This window comes from Caulobacter segnis (assembly GCF_019931575.1).
Lineage (GTDB): Bacteria > Pseudomonadota > Alphaproteobacteria > Caulobacterales > Caulobacteraceae > Caulobacter > Caulobacter segnis_C.
Genome location: NZ_CP082923.1, coordinates 1516820 through 1532852, shown reverse-complemented (window position 1 = coordinate 1532852; position 16033 = coordinate 1516820). Strand labels below are relative to the sequence as shown.

18 protein-coding genes are annotated in these 16033 nt (G+C 68.2%); 7 read left to right on the top strand and 11 right to left on the bottom strand.

What is annotated here, in order from left to right; genetic code table 11:
- Positions 1–21: 21 nt before the first annotated feature.
- From K8940_RS07045 to K8940_RS07035, 3 genes are all read right to left on the bottom strand, one after another.
- The gene (locus K8940_RS07045; protein ID WP_223394134.1) at positions 22–297 is read right to left on the bottom strand and encodes a hypothetical protein; all 276 of its coding nucleotides are present in this window, start codon (positions 295–297) and stop codon (positions 22–24) included.
- Between the two features lie 175 nt (positions 298–472).
- The gene (ilvC, locus tag K8940_RS07040; protein ID WP_223394132.1) at positions 473–1492 is read right to left on the bottom strand and encodes a ketol-acid reductoisomerase; all 1020 of its coding nucleotides are present in this window, start codon (positions 1490–1492) and stop codon (positions 473–475) included.
- 270 nt (positions 1493–1762) lie between these two features.
- A complete protein-coding gene (locus tag K8940_RS07035) occupies positions 1763–2668 on the bottom strand; it encodes an RcnB family protein (RefSeq protein ID WP_223394130.1) in 906 nt (301 codons plus the stop codon).
- A 113-nt stretch (positions 2669–2781) separates the two neighbouring features.
- Between K8940_RS07035 and K8940_RS07030 the strand changes: the two genes are divergently transcribed.
- The 3 genes from K8940_RS07030 to K8940_RS07020 all read left to right on the top strand — a co-directional run bounded on the left by K8940_RS07030 (position 2782) and on the right by K8940_RS07020 (position 5547).
- Positions 2782–3342, top strand: a complete 561-nt coding sequence (locus K8940_RS07030) for a DUF924 family protein (protein ID WP_223394128.1) — start codon at positions 2782–2784, stop codon at positions 3340–3342.
- Positions 3343–3539: 197 nt separating this feature from the next.
- Positions 3540–4487 (top strand): SH3 domain-containing protein, encoded by a 948-nt coding sequence (locus K8940_RS07025; protein ID WP_223394126.1) that lies wholly within the window; start codon positions 3540–3542, stop codon positions 4485–4487.
- A 220-nt stretch (positions 4488–4707) separates the two neighbouring features.
- Complete coding sequence (locus tag K8940_RS07020; RefSeq protein ID WP_223394124.1) at positions 4708–5547, top strand: thymidylate synthase; 840 nt, start codon at positions 4708–4710, stop codon at positions 5545–5547.
- Here the strand turns inward: K8940_RS07020 and K8940_RS07015 are convergent.
- Complete coding sequence (locus tag K8940_RS07015; protein ID WP_223394122.1) at positions 5544–6566, bottom strand: medium chain dehydrogenase/reductase family protein; 1023 nt, start codon at positions 6564–6566, stop codon at positions 5544–5546. The two genes, K8940_RS07020 and K8940_RS07015, sit on opposite strands and share 4 nt — an antisense overlap.
- Positions 6567–6671: 105 nt before the next feature.
- Between K8940_RS07015 and K8940_RS07010 the strand changes: the two genes are divergently transcribed.
- Positions 6672–7190 carry a dihydrofolate reductase gene (locus K8940_RS07010; RefSeq protein WP_223394120.1) on the top strand — a complete coding sequence of 173 codons (519 nt, stop codon included), beginning with the start codon at positions 6672–6674 and terminating at the stop codon, positions 7188–7190.
- Between the two features lie 22 nt (positions 7191–7212).
- On the opposite strand, the gene K8940_RS07005 is transcribed toward K8940_RS07010, so the two are convergent.
- Both K8940_RS07005 and K8940_RS07000 read right to left on the bottom strand, forming a co-directional pair.
- Complete coding sequence (locus tag K8940_RS07005) at positions 7213–7695, bottom strand: hypothetical protein (protein ID WP_223394118.1); 483 nt, start codon at positions 7693–7695, stop codon at positions 7213–7215.
- A 63-nt stretch (positions 7696–7758) separates the two neighbouring features.
- A complete protein-coding gene (locus K8940_RS07000; RefSeq protein WP_223394116.1) occupies positions 7759–8778 on the bottom strand; it encodes a hypothetical protein in 1020 nt (339 codons plus the stop codon).
- Positions 8779–9129: 351 nt separating this feature from the next.
- On the opposite strand from K8940_RS07000, the gene K8940_RS06995 reads away from it, so the two are divergent.
- Together K8940_RS06995 and K8940_RS06990 are read left to right on the top strand one after the other, a co-directional pair.
- Positions 9130–10041, top strand: a complete 912-nt coding sequence (locus K8940_RS06995; RefSeq protein WP_223394114.1) for an SMP-30/gluconolactonase/LRE family protein — start codon at positions 9130–9132, stop codon at positions 10039–10041.
- A 95-nt stretch (positions 10042–10136) separates the two neighbouring features.
- Positions 10137–10916: an SDR family NAD(P)-dependent oxidoreductase gene (locus K8940_RS06990; protein ID WP_223394112.1), complete on the top strand. Its 780-nt coding sequence runs from the start codon at positions 10137–10139 to the stop codon at positions 10914–10916.
- 44 nt (positions 10917–10960) lie between these two features.
- Here the strand turns inward: K8940_RS06990 and K8940_RS06985 are convergent, their stop codons facing one another.
- The 5 genes from K8940_RS06985 to K8940_RS06965 all read right to left on the bottom strand — a co-directional run bounded on the left by K8940_RS06985 (position 10961) and on the right by K8940_RS06965 (position 14937).
- On the bottom strand, positions 10961–12052 hold the full coding sequence (locus K8940_RS06985; protein WP_223394110.1) for an NADH:flavin oxidoreductase: 1092 nt from the start codon (positions 12050–12052) through the stop codon (positions 10961–10963).
- Positions 12053–12140: 88 nt separating this feature from the next.
- The gene (locus K8940_RS06980; RefSeq protein WP_223394108.1) at positions 12141–13352 is read right to left on the bottom strand and encodes an acyl-CoA dehydrogenase family protein; all 1212 of its coding nucleotides are present in this window, start codon (positions 13350–13352) and stop codon (positions 12141–12143) included.
- A gap of 4 nt (positions 13353–13356) precedes the next feature.
- Complete coding sequence (locus K8940_RS06975; RefSeq protein ID WP_223394106.1) at positions 13357–13647, bottom strand: putative quinol monooxygenase; 291 nt, start codon at positions 13645–13647, stop codon at positions 13357–13359.
- 179 nt (positions 13648–13826) lie between these two features.
- Positions 13827–14126, bottom strand: a complete 300-nt coding sequence (locus tag K8940_RS06970) for a hypothetical protein (RefSeq protein ID WP_223394104.1) — start codon at positions 14124–14126, stop codon at positions 13827–13829.
- A 115-nt stretch (positions 14127–14241) separates the two neighbouring features.
- Positions 14242–14937, bottom strand: a complete 696-nt coding sequence (locus K8940_RS06965; protein ID WP_223394102.1) for a J domain-containing protein — start codon at positions 14935–14937, stop codon at positions 14242–14244.
- Between the two features lie 269 nt (positions 14938–15206).
- Here K8940_RS06965 and K8940_RS06960 point away from each other — a divergent pair, with 269 nt between their 5' ends.
- Positions 15207–16022: a hypothetical protein gene (locus K8940_RS06960; protein ID WP_223394100.1), complete on the top strand. Its 816-nt coding sequence runs from the start codon at positions 15207–15209 to the stop codon at positions 16020–16022.
- Positions 16023–16033 lie beyond the last annotated feature (11 nt).

The window sequence follows — 16033 nt, the reverse complement described above, 5'->3', positions numbered from 1 at the left end:
CGGACGCCCGGGGCTGAACACTCAGTTGTCGCCGGGCGGGGTGGGCGGAGTCGGCCAGGGGAACGGCGGCGCCTCGGGCGGGAAGTGGGGCGGCGGCCCCGGCTGGGTCGCTTCGCACGCCGCTTCCATCTCGTCGATACAGGCGCCCCACTCGGGCGTGCCCGGCTCGTAGTGCGGATTGCAGCGGGACCAGGCCCACTGCAGGCAGATCGGCGGCTTGGCCTGGGCCGGCGCCTCGACATAGAGGGTGGAAAGCAAGGCGCCCGAAGCGAGGGCGAGGCGGAACAACTTCGACATGGCGTTGACCTCCCTGAGCGCGAAATCGCGCAACCGCACTCAATCATAGATTTAAACAATCTACAATTGAGTCACTGGACATGCGCGTGAAACGAAAAACGGCGGGCCTTTGGGGGACCCGCCGTCTCACTGTGGGATTTAAGCTTGGGTACTAAGCTTGGATGGCCCGGAGGCCTTAGTTCTTGGCCTGGTCGACCAGCTTGTTCTTGGCGATCCAGGGCATCATGCCGCGCAGGCGGCCGCCGACTTCCTCGATCTGGTGCTCGGCCGAGCGGCGACGGGTCGCCTTGAAGCTGGGCTGGCCCACTTGGTTCTCGAGCATGAAGTCACGGACGAACTTGCCCGACTGGATGTCTTCCAGCACGCGCTTCATCTCGGCCTTGGTTTCCGGCGTGATGATGCGCGGACCGGTGACGTACTCGCCGTACTCGGCCGTGTTCGAGATCGAGTAGTTCATGTTGGCGATGCCGCCCTCGTACATGAGGTCGACGATCAGCTTCAGCTCGTGCAGGCACTCGAAATAGGCCATTTCCGGCGCGTAGCCGGCTTCCACCAGCACTTCGAAGCCGGCGCGGACCAGCTCGACGGTGCCGCCGCACAGGACGGCCTGCTCGCCGAACAGGTCGGTCTCGCACTCTTCGCGGAAGTTGGTCTCGATAATGCCCGAGCGGCCGCCGCCGATGGCCGAGGCGTAGGCCAGGCCCAGGTCGAGGGCGTTGCCCGTGGCGTTGTGGTGCACGGCGATCAGGCAGGGAACGCCGCCGCCCTTCTGGTACTCGCCACGCACCGTGTGGCCGGGGCCCTTCGGGGCGACCATCAGGACGTCGATGGTGTCCTTCGGCTCGATCAGGCCGAAGTGGACGTTCAGGCCGTGAGCGAACAGCAGGGCCGCGCCGTCGCGGATGTTCGGAGCGATCTCGTTCTTGTAGATCGCGGCCTGGTGCTCGTCGGGCGCCAGGATCATGATCAGATCGGCCCAGGCGGCGGCTTCGGCCACCGTCATGACCTTCAGGCCTTCGCCCTCGGCCTTCTTGGCGGTCGGCGAGCCGGCGCGCAGCGCGACGGCGACGTTCTTGGCGCCCGAGTCACGAAGGTTAAGGGCGTGGGCGTGGCCTTGGCTGCCGTAGCCTACAATAGCGATCTTCCGGTCCAGGATGCGGGCGATGTCGGCGTCGCGGTCGTAGTAGACGCGCATGTTTTTTCTCCAGGACTGGTCAATCAAGGTCGCCCAACGCAACGGCGGAGCGACAAAGGCCGGGCGTTTGAGCGTTTTTTTGCCGTTTCGTCAAGGTGAAGCCGACAGAACGCCGAAATGCCGAGGCCTTGGCGGCCACGTTTTAATCGCTCGCACGGTCGGACGCCATCACCGCGCCGGAAAACCACGTCCGGCGCTTGCGCGGAGGCGCGAACAAAACGGGGCGGAGGATCACTCCCCCGCCCCGCTCAGGACGCCCTGTAAGGCCGCCTACCAGAAGAGATCGTAGTAGACGCTCAGGACCTGGCCGCTCCAGACGTCGACCAGGACGGCGTTGTCGCCGACCCGCACCCACTCGCAACCGATCGGCGGCTGCGGCAGGTCGAAGCGCCACCAGTCGAGATAATAAGAGCTGCTATACCAGCCGCCCGGCAGGTAGTCGCCGAACGACCAGCTGTGGACATACCAGCCGCGCGGATAACGGTAGGCCGGGGCGCGATAGCGCTGAACGGACCGGAAACTGGGGCGATAGTGGTTGCGGTCGTACTGCGGACGGCCCCGGTCGCGATCGCGGTACTGGCCCTGGCCCGGCCGGCGGTCACCGCGATCCCAGCCGCCGCGATTGTCGTTGCGATCGTTGCGGTCCCAGCCGCCCCGGTCGGGGCCGCGATTGTCGGGACCCCGGCGGTCGTCGCGGTTCCAGCCGCTGCGGTCGCGGGCGTCGTTGCGGTTCCAGCCGCTGCCGCCGTTGTTCTGGGGTTGAGGTTGGGGCTGGGCCTGCGGCTGAGGCTGTTGCGGGCGCTCGCCGCCCCGGTTCCAGTCCGGACGGCCGCCGCGATCGCCACGGTCGCCGCCACGGTCCCCACGGTCGCCGCGATCCCAGCCGCCGCCGTTGTTCTGCGGTTGAGCCTGGGGCTGAGGTTGAGGCTGCGGACGCTGTTCGCCGCCGCCACGGTTCCAGCCGCCGCGATCACCGCCACCGCGATCACCGCCGCGGTCGCCCCCACGATCACCCCTGTCGCTGCGGTCGCCGCCGCGATCGGCGCGCGGGGCGCCGTCGTCGCGTTGTTCGCGCTGCGCCTGCCGCATAGCCACCGCCGCACCGGCCGCGCCAGCCTCCGCCGCCGCGCCGCCAAGCAGGGAAAGCAGCATGGCGGTCGTGATCAGACGTTTCATTTCTTGCTCCGAAGGGCCTTGAAGCGCGGCCCGGGCTTGTCCCTTGATAGCAGTCTCGGACTCGCCGGATGAACCGGGCTTGAACGGAAGAAAAGCGCCTGAGGAGGCCCCCGATGCGCGCGCATCCCAACGATGTCGTCCATTTCTGGCGCCAGGCCGGTCCCCGCAAGTGGTTCGCCAAGGACCAGGCCTTCGACGCGGCCATCGCCCTGAAGTTCGAGCAGACCCACTACCGCGCCTCGATGCGCCGCTATGACGCCTGGGCCGAAACGGCCGAGGGGTCGCTGGCCCTGCTGATCCTGCTGGATCAGTTTCCGCGCAACATGTACCGCAACACCCCGCACGCCTTCGCCACCGACCCGCTGGCGCGGATGTTCGCCCACGAGGCCATCGCCGCCGGCCACGACACCGATCCGGCCATCGAGGCGGACCTGCGGCCGTTCTTCTACCTGCCGTTCGAGCACTCGGAGTCGCTGGTCGACCAGGAGTTCAGCGTCCAGCTGTTCGCCGCCCTGCAGGCCGACACCGGCGACGAGGAGTCGATGAAGTACGCCCTGATCCACCGCGACATCATCGCCCGGTTCGGCCGGTTTCCGCATCGCAACGCCGGCCTTGGTCGCAAAACCACCGACGCCGAGCGCGAATTCCTCGACGAGGGCGGGTTCGCGGGGTAGAGCCTGTCCGTCTCTGATGGAAACATCAGAGACGGATAAACAGGCTCTAATTCAAACATTTAGAGCGTGGCGGCCGCCAAAACCGATCACACTTTTGGCTGCCACGCTGTAACCGACGGCTCAATCTTGGCGCGACCGGACCTCGCCTGTAGGGTGGCGCCCATCAAGTCCGGGGATAATTCGGGGAATACCAACGTATGAAAGCTATCCGCAGCGCGCTGGCCATGGGCCTGGCGCTTACCGCCCTGACGCCGGCCACGACCTTAGCCCAGGCCAAGGCCAGCAAGGGCCAACAGATGCAGACCCAGGCCTCCGGCGAGGTGCCGCATTGCGCCCGCAAGCTGGGCACGCTGTCGATCGTCGACGGCGACGATTCCAGCGGCTGGACCCAGTACAACCTGGCCTCGCCGCAGAAGGTGCTGCGCGCCATCGTCCAGCGCTCGAATTGCTTCAACCTGGTCGACCGGGGCGCTGGCCTGGGCGCGGCCCAGAAGGAACGTGACATCGGCGGCAACCTGGGCCTGCAGCGCGGCTCCAACGTCGGCCAGGGCCAGGTCAAGGCGGCCGACTACGTGCTGGTGGCCGAGGTCGCGGGCAGCAACAGCAATGTCGGCGGCGGCGCGGTGGCCGGCGCCATCGGCGGCATCATCGGCGGGCGCGTCGGCGGCCTGGTCGGCGGCATCAAGACCAAGAAGCTGGAAGCCAACACCGTCCTGTCGCTGACCAATGTCCGCACCACCGAGACCATGTCGGTGTCGGAAGGCTACGCGGTGAAGAACGACATCGGCTGGGGCGCCGGCGGCGGCATCGGCTGGGGCGGCGCCGTCGGCGGCGGCTACGAAGACACCGACATCGGCCGCATCGTCACCCTGTCGTTCATCAACGCCTATTCGAAGATGATCGGCGACCTGGGCCTGCTGTCGGAAGCCGGTCCGGCCGCCGCGGCCGCGCCGCAGAAGACCTTCGCGGCCCTGCGCCCGATCGCCCTGCGCGCCACCCCGGCCGCCGCCGGCAAGCTGATCCGCACCCTGCCCGCCGGCGCCGCCGTCTACCCGACCGGCAACAAGCAGGAACTGTGGTGGGAAGTGGCCGACGAGAACGACAATGTCGGCTGGGTGCTGAACACCGGCCTGGCGCCGAAGTAGGACTAGGGCCACCTCCCCATTAGGGGGAGGTGGATCGATGCGGATACGCATCGAGACGGAGGGGGTCCGCGAAGCGGTGCTGAGAGGCCCCGCCCCAAAGCCCCCTCCACCGCCGTTCGGCGGTCCCCCTCCCCCAAAGGGGAGGATAGTTGGCGCCAGCTTGTGGACTCCTCCGGGCGCCGCAGTGTTCAAGGGCGTGATTCGCCCCCACATTGCCCCCATGACCACCGCCGTCCTCGACGCCCCGAAAGCCGCCGCCGATCATCCCGAGCGGCAGTATCTGGCCCTTCTCGCCGACATCCTGGCGAACGGCGTCCAGCGCGGCGACCGCACGGGCACCGGCACGCTGGGCGTGTTCGGCCGGCAGATCCGTTTCGATCTGGCCAAGGGCTTCCCGGTCCTGACCACCAAGAAGCTGCACCTGCGCTCGATCATCATCGAGCTGCTGTGGTTCCTGAAGGGCGACACCAACATCGCCTATCTCAAGGACAATGGCGTGCGCATCTGGGACGAGTGGGCCGACGAGAACGGCGACCTCGGCCCCGTCTACGGCAAGCAGTGGCGCTCGTGGGCGACGCCCGATGGCCGGGTGATCGACCAGATCTCGGCCCTGGTCGAGAACCTGAAGACCAATCCGAGCAGCCGCCGCCACATCGTCACGGCCTGGAATCCGGCTGATGTCGACGATATGGCCCTGCCGCCGTGCCACTGCCTGTTCCAGTTCTTCGTCGCGGACGGCAAGCTGAGCTGCCAGCTCTACCAGCGTAGCGCCGACGTCTTCCTGGGCGTGCCGTTCAACATCGCGTCCTACGCCCTTTTGACCCTGATGGTCGCCAAGGTCGTCGGGCTGGAGCCGGGCGAGTTCGTCCACACCTTCGGCGACGCGCACCTCTATCTGAACCACCTCGACCAAGCCCGCGAGCAGCTGAAGCGCGAGCCGTTCGACTTCCCGACCATGAAGATCGCCGACAAGCGCGACCTGTTCGGCTTCGACTACGAGGACTTCACGCTGGAGGGCTACCAGGCCCACCCGCACATCAAGGCCGAGGTCTCGGTCTAGGGCCTCAGCACGATCTTCCCGGCCAGCTTGGCCGACTGCAGCAGCGCCTGCGCCTCGCCCGCCTCCGAGAGCGGCAGCACCTTGGCGACCCTCGGCTGGATGACGCCCTCGCCGATCAGGCCCAGCACCTTGGTCAGGTCCTGGCGGTAGGCCTCGGGCCGCGCATCGCGCCACGACGTCACGTTATAGCCCACCACGCCCCGGCTGCCGCTGAACAGGCCCAGGGCCGAGAGCCGGTCGGCCAGCAGCATCTTCAGCATGGCGTCGGGCCGCGCCTTGCCGCCCCGGGTGGCGTCATAGCCGCCGTAGAGCACCGCCGTCCCGCCCGCGCGCAGGGCGGCCAGCGACGCCTTCTTCAGGTGCGGACCGCCGACATGGTCGAAGGCCGCCACCACCCCGCCGCCCGACAAGGCGATCGCCCGCTCGGCCACCGGTTCGGCGCGGTAGTCGACATGGACGCCGCCCTTGGCCTCGACCTCGGCGCGCTTGCCCGCCGAGGCGGTCCCGATCGCCTTGACGCCGGCCAGCCGCGCCAGCTCCAGCAGGAGGCCGCCGACGCCGCCGGCCGCGCCGTGCACCAGCACCCACTCGCCCGCCACCGAACCGGCGACACGGTGAAACATCTGCCACGCCGTCAGTCCGTTCAGCACGCCCGCGACCAGGACCTCGGCCGGCGCGTCCTCGGGGGCGGCGACCAGGAAGCGGGCCTCGATGTTGCGGCGCGTGGCGTAGGAGCCGGTCACGGTCAGGGCCGCCACGCGCTGGCCGACCGCGAAGCCCTCGACGCCCGGTCCCAGCGCCTCGATCCGACCCACGAAGTCGTAGCCCGGCGTCGCCGGGGCCTTCACGCCAGGATAGAATCCTGTGCGCATGACGATGTCGGCGAAGGCGACGCCTGCGGCCTCGATCGCCACCCGCGCCTCGCCCGGCCCCGGCGGCGGCAAGCTGACCTCGCGCCCCTTCAGGACCTCGGCGCCGCCCGTGCGGGCCATGTGCATCTCGAACGCCGTGGTCGACATCACGCCCTCCCAGGTTTCTCTTCCCGGACGAGAGTGATCACTGATAAGGTTTCGATCAAGCCACGACGTCTGGCGCCGGCGCGGACGGCCCGCTAATCAGGACGCATGAGCGCTCCCATCCTCACCGTCGGCCCCGTCGCCCGCGCCGCCAACGGCGTGATCGGTCGGGACAACGATCTTCCCTGGCGGCTGAAGTCCGATCTGGCGATCTTCAAGGCCTGCACCCTGGGCAAGCCGATCATCATGGGCCGCAAGACCTGGGACAGCTTGCCTCGCAAGCCCCTGCCCGGCCGCACCAACATTGTCCTGTCTCGCGACCAGAGCTTCGAACCGCAGGGCGCGCTGGCCTGCGAGACCTGGATGGAGGCCGTCGAGATCGCCAAGGAACAGGCGGCCGACGACGGCGTCGAGGAGGTCTGCGTGATCGGCGGCCGCGCCCTGTTCGAGCTGGCCTTGCCGAAAGCCAAGCGCCTGTACCTGACCGAGGTCGCCGCCGAGGTCGAGGGCGACGTCCGCTTCCCCGACTTCGACGAGAGCGCCTGGACCGAGGTCCGCCGCGAGGAGCACCCCGCCGGCGAAGGCGACGACCACGCCTTCGTATTCCGGGTGTTGGAGCGCCGCTGAGTGCGGCGCTAGCGCCGCGCCCCTACGATTTCCAAGGCCATTTCAGTCCGCGCTTTCGCGGGGATGGACGCTGTTCGGGAGTCGAAACGCCTCCACCCGACACCAGCTTGGGCTGCTTCTCCAGATTGGCCAGCTTGCGCGTCTTCAGGTGCTTGCCCGTGCAGGGCTTGAACACGACCTCGACCTCGCCGCCCTTGCCGGGCTCGGGCATGGCGTACTTGGCCGGACCGATGCGCAGGGCGGTGATCACGGTGTCGCCCTTGTCGTTCTTGCTCCAGGCGATCCGCGTATGGACCGCCGTGTCGCCGAACCGCTTCTGAAGATCGCGATCGAAGGTCTTGTGGACCGCGCCGTCGACGACCGGCTTCCAGGTCTCGGTCTTCATCGCCGGGCAGCTGGGCCGCGTCGGCATGGCCGCGGGTTTGGACCACGGAGCAGAGGGCAAGGCCGCGCAGCCTGTGGTCATCAGGCCTACCGCCGCGATCGCCGCCATTGATCTCCGCATCACTAGAATCCCCTATCGGTACTTTGGCCCACGCTCACCGCGAAAACGTGGCGGGCGCAAGGCCTAGTCGTCCGTGAAGTAGTCGGCGATGGCCGCGTCCACGGTCTCCAGTTCGAACTTCGGCGAAGCCGCGCGCTCCAGGGCCCGGCGGATCTGCCAGGCGCTGCGGCCGACATGGACGCCCATGCCGCGCAGTTCAGCGACGATCGCCTCGCGAGTAGCCTCGTCGACGGACTTGTTGTTCTCCAGCCGCGCCTGGTCCAGCCGCCAACCAAAGAACGCATCGGGCGTCAGCTCGACGACGGCGCCCGGCGCGGGCAGCCACTCGTAGATCGCGCTCTGCCGGTCGACGGCGTAGTCGACATAGTTGGCCAGGCAGTTGCGGTAGCGGCGGGCCGCATCGCGGATGGCGGCAGCGGTCTCCAGCGGCCGCAGACGCTCGGTGCCCGGATGGGGCGGCGGCGGCAGTTCGCGGCGGAAGTCGTCGGCGACCAGGCTGAACAGCGCCTTGGGCGTCGGGACATGGCCCCAGGCCGCCACGCGCTGGGCCAACAGATCGGGCGTCAGCCGCCTGGCCAGCACCGCGTGGGCCTCGGCCAGCAGCGCAGCCTGGGCCGGGGTGACGCGCAGGGCCACGCCGCCGACCTCGCGCAGGTCCGCGGGCAACGCCGCCAGGGCGCGCACGAGATCGGGCGTGATCGCCTCGGCGTGGCGCAGGGTCTTGGCCGGCGCCGGGTCGGCCAGCAGATGGACCAGGGCGCGATAGTCCTCGGGCGCCCAGGCGATCTCGCCCAGATGCTCCAGCGCTCGGCGCAGACCGTCGGGAGCGACGTCCTCCAGGGCCAGGCGGATGGCCTTACGCATCGGCAGGTCCATCAGTCGTGTGACGTCGATCGGCGGACCGCCCAACGGTTCAGCGGCCAGCATCAGGCAGATCAGGTGGCGTCGCGCCGCCGTCGCGGTGACGAACGGCGCGTGCGGCGCGGGCCACAGGGCGGCCAGCACCTCGGCATAGGGCGGCGCGATCAGGCGCAGCAGGGGCGAGGCGACCAGGGTCGAACTCGCGAGAGACTGGACGGTCATCGAAGAGCTCCGGCGGCGGCCGGAGCGGCCGCGGCTAGCGGTAGGTGCGCGGGGTGCGGGCGGCGGATCGGCGGCAACGCGACTTCGACGGCGCGCGCCAACCCGCCTTCGGCGGTGCGTTGGTCTGGGCGGCGGCGAGAGTCATGCGGCGGATCGGCTCCTGGAGCTCAGGTGGAGGCGGGCTGATCCCACGATCCCCGACTCGCGACAAGGCCCGCGAACACCGTTCTCGCACGCGCGCCGGTTGCTGTGGCTCGCGCGACACGGTTCGCCGAACGGAACCCTCGCCAGGTTCAAACGGGCGTTTATAGTCTTCGCCAACGCCCACCAGAGGCGCGGAGGAGACGCATCATGGACATCCAACTGGTCACTGACGGTCTGCAATTCCCCGAGGGTCCGATCGCTATGGCCGACGGTTCGGTGATCCTCACCGAGATCCAGGGCCAGCGCCTGACCCGGATCTGGCCCGACGGCCGCAAGGAGACGGTGGCCCAGACGGGCGGCGGCCCGAACGGCGCGGCGATCGGCCCGGACGGTGCGATCTATGTCACCAACAACGGCGGCAGCTTCGCCTTCTTCGAGGCCAACGGACTGAACATCCCCGGTCCTACCCCGCCGACACACGAGGGGGGTTCGATCCAGCGCGTGGATCTCGCGACTGGCGCGGTCACGACGCTCTACACCGAGTGCGACGGCAAGAAACTGGTCGGGCCCAACGACCTGGTCTTCGACAAGCAGGGCGGCTTCTGGTTCACCGACCACGGCTGCTCGACGCCCGACGGCAAGAAGTACGGCGCTCTTTACTATGCCCTGCCCGACGGCTCGAAGATCGTCCGCTGGCGCGACCACTTCGTCTCGCCCAACGGCGTGGGCCTCTCGCCCGACGAGAAGACGGTCTACATGGCCGACACCATGCTGGGGCGACTGTGGTCGTTCGACGTGACCGCGCCCGGCGTCCTGGCCGACCCCGCGCCGCTGCAGCCGGGAAACGTGGTCTGCAACCTGCCGGGCTACCAGCTGCTGGACAGCCTGGCGGTCGAGGCCGGCGGCAAGGTCTGCGTGGCGACGATCATCAACGGCGGCATCACCGCCTTCGACCCGGACGGTTCGACCGAGCACTACGCCTTCCCGGACGTGATCGTGACCAACATCTGCTTCGGCGGGGCCGACATGCGCGACGCCTGGATCACGGCCTCGGGCACCGGCAAGCTCTACAAGACCCGCTGGCCGCGCCCGGGGCTGAAGCTGAACTTCAACGCCTAGGATGACTTGAATTCACAAGAGCTGGTCCTGGCGGCGGCGTAGTCTGGCGGCGCCGGGGCCCCATCTGAAGCTCCGTCAAACAATGGAGCCCAGCGATGGACCTGAAACTGAACGACAAGACCGCGCTGGTGACCGGCGCGACGGCCGGGATCGGCCTGGAGATCGCGCGCACCCTCGCCGCAGAGGGCGCCAAGGTGTTCGTCACCGGCCGCAGCCAGGGCAAGCTGGACAAGGCCGTCGCCAGTATCGGCGGCAAGGTCGAGGGCGTGCTGGCCGACGCGGCGACCGCCGAGGGCGCGGCGGCGATCCTCAAGGCCGTCCCCAACGTCGACATCCTGGTCAACAACCTGGGCATCTACGAGATGAAGGCCTTCGCCGACATCCCCGACGAGGACTGGCTGCACCTGTTCGAGGTCAATGTGATGAGCGGCGTGCGCCTGTCGCGCGGCTACTTCCCCGGCATGCTGGAACGCAACTGGGGCCGGGTGATCTTCATCTCGTCGGAGTCCGGCCTGGCGATCCCCGGCGAGATGGTCCACTACGGCATGACCAAGAGCGCCCAGTTGGCGGTCGCGCGCGGCATGGCCCAGCAGACCAAGGGCACCGGCGTCACGGTCAACTCGGTCCTTCCCGGCCCGACCCGCGCCGAGGCCATCGCCGACTTCCTCAAGAGCGTGTCGAGCAATCCCGAGGGCACGACGGCCGAGCACGAGGCCGAGTTCTTCGCCAAGCACCGCTCGTCGTCGCTGCTGCAGCGGATGATCGAGCCCCAGGAAATCGCCAGCCTGGTCGCCTATGTCGCCAGCCCCCTGTCGGCGGCCACCAACGGCGCGTCGCTGAAGGCCGAGGGCGGCCTGGTCACGACGATCGCTTGACCAAGATTCTCCCCCGCGATGCGGGGGAGGATTTTCATCACCGCCTAATACAGCGTCCCGAGCGCCGCGCGTTCGAAGTTCTTCAGTTCGTCGTTGCGCCCCTCGCGGATCTTCACGACCCACTCGGGGTCCTGCAGCAGGGCCCGGCCGACGCCGACCAGGTCGAACTCGCCGCGCTCCAGGCGTTCCAGCAGGCCGTCGATCGAGGCGGGCTGGCTGCCCTCGCCGCCGAACGCGGCGATGAACTCGCCCGATAGGCCCACCGAGCCGACCGTGATGGTCGGGGCGCCGGTCAGCTTCTTGGCCCAGCCGGCGAAGTTGAGGTCGGATCCCTCGAACTCGGGCTCCCAAAAGCGGCGTTGCGAGCAGTGGAAGATGTCGGCGCCAGCGTCGGCCAGCGGCTGCAGCCAGGCCTCCAAAAGCTGCGGGGTCTCGGCGTTCTTGACCGAAAAGTCCTGCTGCTTCCACTGCGACAGGCGGATGATCACCGGGTAGTCCGGGCCGACGGCGGCCCGCACGGCCTTGAGGATCTCGGCGGCGAACTTGCTGCGCTCGGCGATGGTCGGGCCATTCAGATGATCATCGCGGACATTGGTGCCGTTCCAGAAGAACTGGTCGATCAAGTAGCCGTGGGCGCCGTGCAGCTCGATGGCGTCGAAGCCCAGGCGCTTGGCGTCGGCGGCGGCCGTGGCGAAGGCGGCGATGGTGTCGGCCACGTCCGAGTCGGTCATCGGCGTGGTGAAGGGATCACCGCCCGCCTTGGAGATGCCCGAGGGGCTGTCGACCTTGCCCAGCTTGTCCTTCCCCTGGGCCGAACCGACGTGCCACAGCTGCGGGGCGATCAAGCCGCCGGCGGCGTGGACCTCGTCGACCACCTTCTTCCAGGCGGCCAGCTCCTTGTCGCCGTGGAAGCGCGGCACGTTGGCGTCGTTCAGCGAGGCGGGACGCGCCACGCCGGTGCCCTCGGTGACGATCAGGCCCACCTGCCCCTCCGCCCGGCGGCGGTAGTAGGCGGCGACGTCGTCGGTGGCCACGCCGCCCGGCGAGAACGACCGCGTCATCGGCGCCATGACCACCCGATTGGGCAGCTTCAGCGACTTGAACTCGAAGGGCTTGAACAGGGCGTCGAGGGACATGGAGCGTTCCGGAACAGAATAGGTTGCGCGCGATCCAAACACTTGTTCGCACCCGACGCCACACAGAAAAACTAGGGCGGCGCCCGCCTCAAAGCCCCAGCACCATCTTGGCCATGATGTTGCGCTGGATCTCGTTCGAGCCCGCGTAGATCGAGGCCTTGCGATAGTTGAAATAGGCCGGCGCGGCCGGGGCGGCGTAGTCGGGTCCAGCCCGCCCCTCGTTGGTCTGGCTCCACGGATCCTGGACGAACGGCGCGGCGTAGGTTCCGACCGCCTCCAGCGTCAGCTCGGTGATCGCCTGCTGGTGCTCGGAGCCCACGCACTTGAGCATCGACGAGGCCGGGCCGATCGCCTTGCCGGTCGTGCGGCCCGAGAAGATCCGCAGCTCCGTGGCGTTCAGCGCCGCAACCTGGATCTCCAGATTGGCGATCTTCTCGCGGAAGGCCGCGTCGTCGATCAGTCGCCCGCCGTCGTCGGCCCGCTCCAGGGCGGCGATGCGCTTGACCTTCTTCAGCATGTGCATCAGGCCCGGCGCATAGGCGTTGCCGCGCTCGAACTCGAGCAGGTACTTGGCGTATGTCCAGCCCTTGTTCTCCTCGCCGATGCGGTTGGCGACGGGCACGCGGACATTGTCGAAGAAGACCTGGTTGATCTCCTGCTCGTTGTCGGGCGGGCCGTCCAGGGTGGGCAGCGGCTTGATCTGGATCCCCGGCGTGTCCATGCGCAGCAGCAGGAACGAGATCCCCTCCTGCGGCCGCCCCTCGCTGGAGGTGCGGACCAGGCAGAACATCCAATCGGCCCACTGGGCGTGGGTGGTCCAGATCTTCGAGCCGTTCAGGACGTAGTCGTCACCATCTCGAACCGCCTTCATCTGCAGGCTGGCGAGGTCCGAGCCCGACCCCGGTTCCGAATAGCCCTGGCACCACCAGATGTCGGACTTCAGGATGGGCGGCAGATGCTGGGCCTTCTGCGCGTCGGAGCCGAACGCCATGATCACCGGCGCGACCATCTTCAGCCCCATCGGTGAGGAGGTCGGCACGCCGGCCAGGCTCATCTCCATGTTGAAGATGTAGCGCTGCGAGGGCGTAAAGCCCGCCCCGCCCAGCTCGACTGGCCAGTCCGGAGCGGCCCAGCCCCGATCGGCCAGCTTCTTCTGCCAGGCCACCTGGCCGGCCTTGTCGAGATAGCCATTCTTGGACTGGCTGAGCTGCGTCTTCAGGCCGTCGTCATAGGCGGTCGCGATCCAGTCGCGGACCTCCTTCTGGAAGGCCAGGTCCTCGGGCGAGAAGGCCAGATCCATCGCCCTACTCCACCGCGTCGAGATACTCGATGACGGGCGCGGCGGCCATGGTCGGCCCCATCGCCGCGCCGGCGGCCTTGAAATAGTCCGTGCCGCCATGGTGCTTCAGCGCATCGGTCGAGGCGTAGAGCTCCAGAACCTTGTAGACGCCGGCTTCGGTCTTGGACCGGGTCAGCTGGTACATCAGGCAGCCCGGCTCGTTGGCCTTCACCTTGTTCTGGAGGTCGAGAAACACCTTCTCGAAGTCCGCGGATTTCTCGGGCTGGACCTTCAAGGTCGCGACGACACCGATCATGCTTGCCTCCCAACGTTTGTTTGAAAGGGAGGATGGGATAGCGCGCCGCCGCGAGCAACCCCTAACCGCTCATCCCCGCGAAAGCGGGGATCCATGCGGCGCCGAACGCATGAACGGCGTTGGGACGATTCAAAGTCAGTTTGGAACCCCGCTTTCGCGGGGATGGGCGGAGTTTGGCCCTAAGGCCGCTCGTTCCAGCCATAGGCGACCCACGAGTGGCCGCCGACGTTGCGGGCCTCGATCAGGCCGTCGTCGGCCTGTGGCTTGCCGGGCTTGCGGCCGCGCAGGGCGAAGGCCGCCACGCCGAACAGGGCGCTGCCGATGAAGCCGACGACCACCACGGTGGCGGCGAACACCACCGCGAGCACCGCGCCGATCACCACCGCGGCCGACGTCGCCAGGGCGCCGGCGATCCAAGCCAGGTTCCGCAGGGGCGAAGCAGCGACCGTGCTCATCGTGATCCTTTCGTCGGCGCTCATGGTTCAGTGAGGATGGTTCACAAGCGCTGAATGATAACTGAACACCCGCCGGGCGCGGATGAAAAGTCTTTTCCGGCCCTTAGGGACGGGACGCGGCCGAGACAGATTGTCTCGCTTAACCTGCTGCGGCCAGACCCAGTTCCCGCCGTTCGCGCATGACCGTCGAGAAGGCGGCGTTGATGGCGGCCGCCTTGGCCTCGGCCACCTCGATGAACTCGCTGGGCAGACCCCGGGCGCGGGCGCGGTCGGGGTGGGCGCTGGACAGGGCCGATTTCCAGGCGCTGCGCACGGTGGCGTCGTCGGCGTCGGCCGGCACTTCCAGGATGGCGTAGGGATCGTCGGCCCCGACGCCCAGGTGAGTGGCGCGCAGGCGACGGAAGGCCAGCGGCGACATGCCGAACAGGTCCGACACGCGCTCCAGATAGTCCAGCTCGTCCTGGGTCACGATCCCGTCGGACTTGGCGATGTGGAACAGGCCGTCGACCACGTCCTCCAGCAACTGCGGGCAGCTGGAATAGCGCTTGGCCAGCCGCTTGGCGTAGCTCTCGAAGCCGTGGGTGGTCTGGCGGGCCAGTTCGTAGAAGCGGTGGATGTTCGGCTCGGACGCCGGGTCGGGCTGGAACACCTCGGTAAAGGCGGTGAACTCATGCCCATCGGCGCGGCCGTCGACCTTGGCCAGCTTGGCCCCCAGGGCGGTCACCGCGGTCGAGAAGGCCGGATCCTCGCCAGGCAGGCCGGCCGGGCACTCGGTGCAGTCGGCCAGATCCAGACGGCGGGCGGCGATGCTCGCGATGTTGCGCCAGAAAGTCATGGAGCGCCTCGAAACCAGCGACGAATGGCAGAAATACGGATGACGGGGCGAAGCGGATCACCTCGTCACGGTGCTTCTAGCACAATGAGAATGATCGTTCACATGACTTTACGGCAATGCGGCGAACGGTCCGACCCTTAAGGTGGAGCCATTCGACGGCTCGCTCGTTTATGGCTCCGCTTCGCTCCGGATCGGCCACGCTAAGGTCCCAATCCAGACAGAAATGCTCTAGTCAGTACGCCCAGTTATTCGAAAGGACCTCCGCCCGCATGGCGAACGCCCTCTTCCTCGCTCTCGCTCTCTTCGCCCAGGACGGCCAAGCCGCCGCCCAAGGCCCGAACGCGCCGCCGACCGACGAGTACGGCTATGTCGCTTGGTGCTACGGCGCCCTGGGCGGCTACGCCAATCTCTACGACAAGGTGATGCCGGAGGTGACGCGGATCGAGAAGGCGTTTCCAGGTCCGGACGGCGTGGCCGCCTCGCTGAAGACCTATCCCGAGATGCGCGCCCAGGCCCAGAAGGACCTCAAGACCTTCGCCTCGGCCATCACCGCGGCCGAGAAAGCCAGCCCGCGTCCGATCTCGGAATACGGCGGCGCCCAGGTCAAGCGCGGCGCGGCCATCTGGCAGGGCTCGGACTCGGTGAGCAAGGCGCGCCTGGCCCAGATGTGGATGAGCTGGAGCCCGCCCGGCGACTGCGAGAAGCGGGCCAAGACCCTGGAGACCAAGTCGACCATCCTGGGCAAGGCGCTGAACTTCAACAGCGCCTCGGCCACGAACCAGGCCCCAGCGCCTCAGCCGGAAACGCCCGCGCCCCAGCCGGCCGCCGAGGCCGCGCCGCCGGCCGCACCGACGCCGGAACCGGTCGCGGCTCCTGAACCCGCCAAGGTCGAGCCCGCTAAGACGACTCCGGCCAAGACCGCCAAGCCTCAGCCCAAGCCGGCCGCTCCTGCCCCGGCCAAGAAGCTGCCGCCGATCGGAGGCAACGAGGTGATCGTCGACCCGGTCAATCCCGTCCCCTGCGCGGGCACGCTGGTCCCCGCCAAGCGCGGCGGCCGCGACGTGCTGATCTGCAAGGCGGACTAGGCGTACTCAAA

Bases quoted from the DNA above. Each gene is read 5' to 3' on its own strand.
- K8940_RS07035 (WP_223394130.1), bottom strand. From the start codon at position 2,668: ATGAAACGTCTGATCACGACCGCCATGCTGCTTTCCCTGCTTGGCGGC.
- K8940_RS07030 (WP_223394128.1), top strand. From the start codon at position 2,782: ATGCGCGCGCATCCCAACGATGTCGTCCATTTCTGGCGCCAGGCCGGT.
- K8940_RS07025 (WP_223394126.1), top strand. From the start codon at position 3,540: ATGAAAGCTATCCGCAGCGCGCTGGCCATGGGCCTGGCGCTTACCGCC.
- ilvC (WP_223394132.1), bottom strand. From the start codon at position 1,492: ATGCGCGTCTACTACGACCGCGACGCCGACATCGCCCGCATCCTGGAC.
- K8940_RS06995 (WP_223394114.1), top strand. From the start codon at position 9,130: ATGGACATCCAACTGGTCACTGACGGTCTGCAATTCCCCGAGGGTCCG.
- K8940_RS06985 (WP_223394110.1), bottom strand. From the start codon at position 12,052: ATGTCCCTCGACGCCCTGTTCAAGCCCTTCGAGTTCAAGTCGCTGAAG.
- K8940_RS06975 (WP_223394106.1), bottom strand. From the start codon at position 13,647: ATGATCGGTGTCGTCGCGACCTTGAAGGTCCAGCCCGAGAAATCCGCG.
- K8940_RS07005 (WP_223394118.1), bottom strand. From the start codon at position 7,695: ATGCGGAGATCAATGGCGGCGATCGCGGCGGTAGGCCTGATGACCACA.
- K8940_RS07020 (WP_223394124.1), top strand. From the start codon at position 4,708: ATGACCACCGCCGTCCTCGACGCCCCGAAAGCCGCCGCCGATCATCCC.
- K8940_RS06990 (WP_223394112.1), top strand. From the start codon at position 10,137: ATGGACCTGAAACTGAACGACAAGACCGCGCTGGTGACCGGCGCGACG.
- K8940_RS07010 (WP_223394120.1), top strand. From the start codon at position 6,672: ATGAGCGCTCCCATCCTCACCGTCGGCCCCGTCGCCCGCGCCGCCAAC.
- K8940_RS07015 (WP_223394122.1), bottom strand. From the start codon at position 6,566: ATGTCGACCACGGCGTTCGAGATGCACATGGCCCGCACGGGCGGCGCC.
- K8940_RS06965 (WP_223394102.1), bottom strand. From the start codon at position 14,937: ATGACTTTCTGGCGCAACATCGCGAGCATCGCCGCCCGCCGTCTGGAT.
- K8940_RS07000 (WP_223394116.1), bottom strand. From the start codon at position 8,778: ATGACCGTCCAGTCTCTCGCGAGTTCGACCCTGGTCGCCTCGCCCCTG.
- K8940_RS06980 (WP_223394108.1), bottom strand. From the start codon at position 13,352: ATGGATCTGGCCTTCTCGCCCGAGGACCTGGCCTTCCAGAAGGAGGTC.
- K8940_RS06960 (WP_223394100.1), top strand. From the start codon at position 15,207: ATGGCGAACGCCCTCTTCCTCGCTCTCGCTCTCTTCGCCCAGGACGGC.
- K8940_RS07045 (WP_223394134.1), bottom strand. From the start codon at position 297: ATGTCGAAGTTGTTCCGCCTCGCCCTCGCTTCGGGCGCCTTGCTTTCC.
- K8940_RS06970 (WP_223394104.1), bottom strand. From the start codon at position 14,126: ATGAGCGCCGACGAAAGGATCACGATGAGCACGGTCGCTGCTTCGCCC.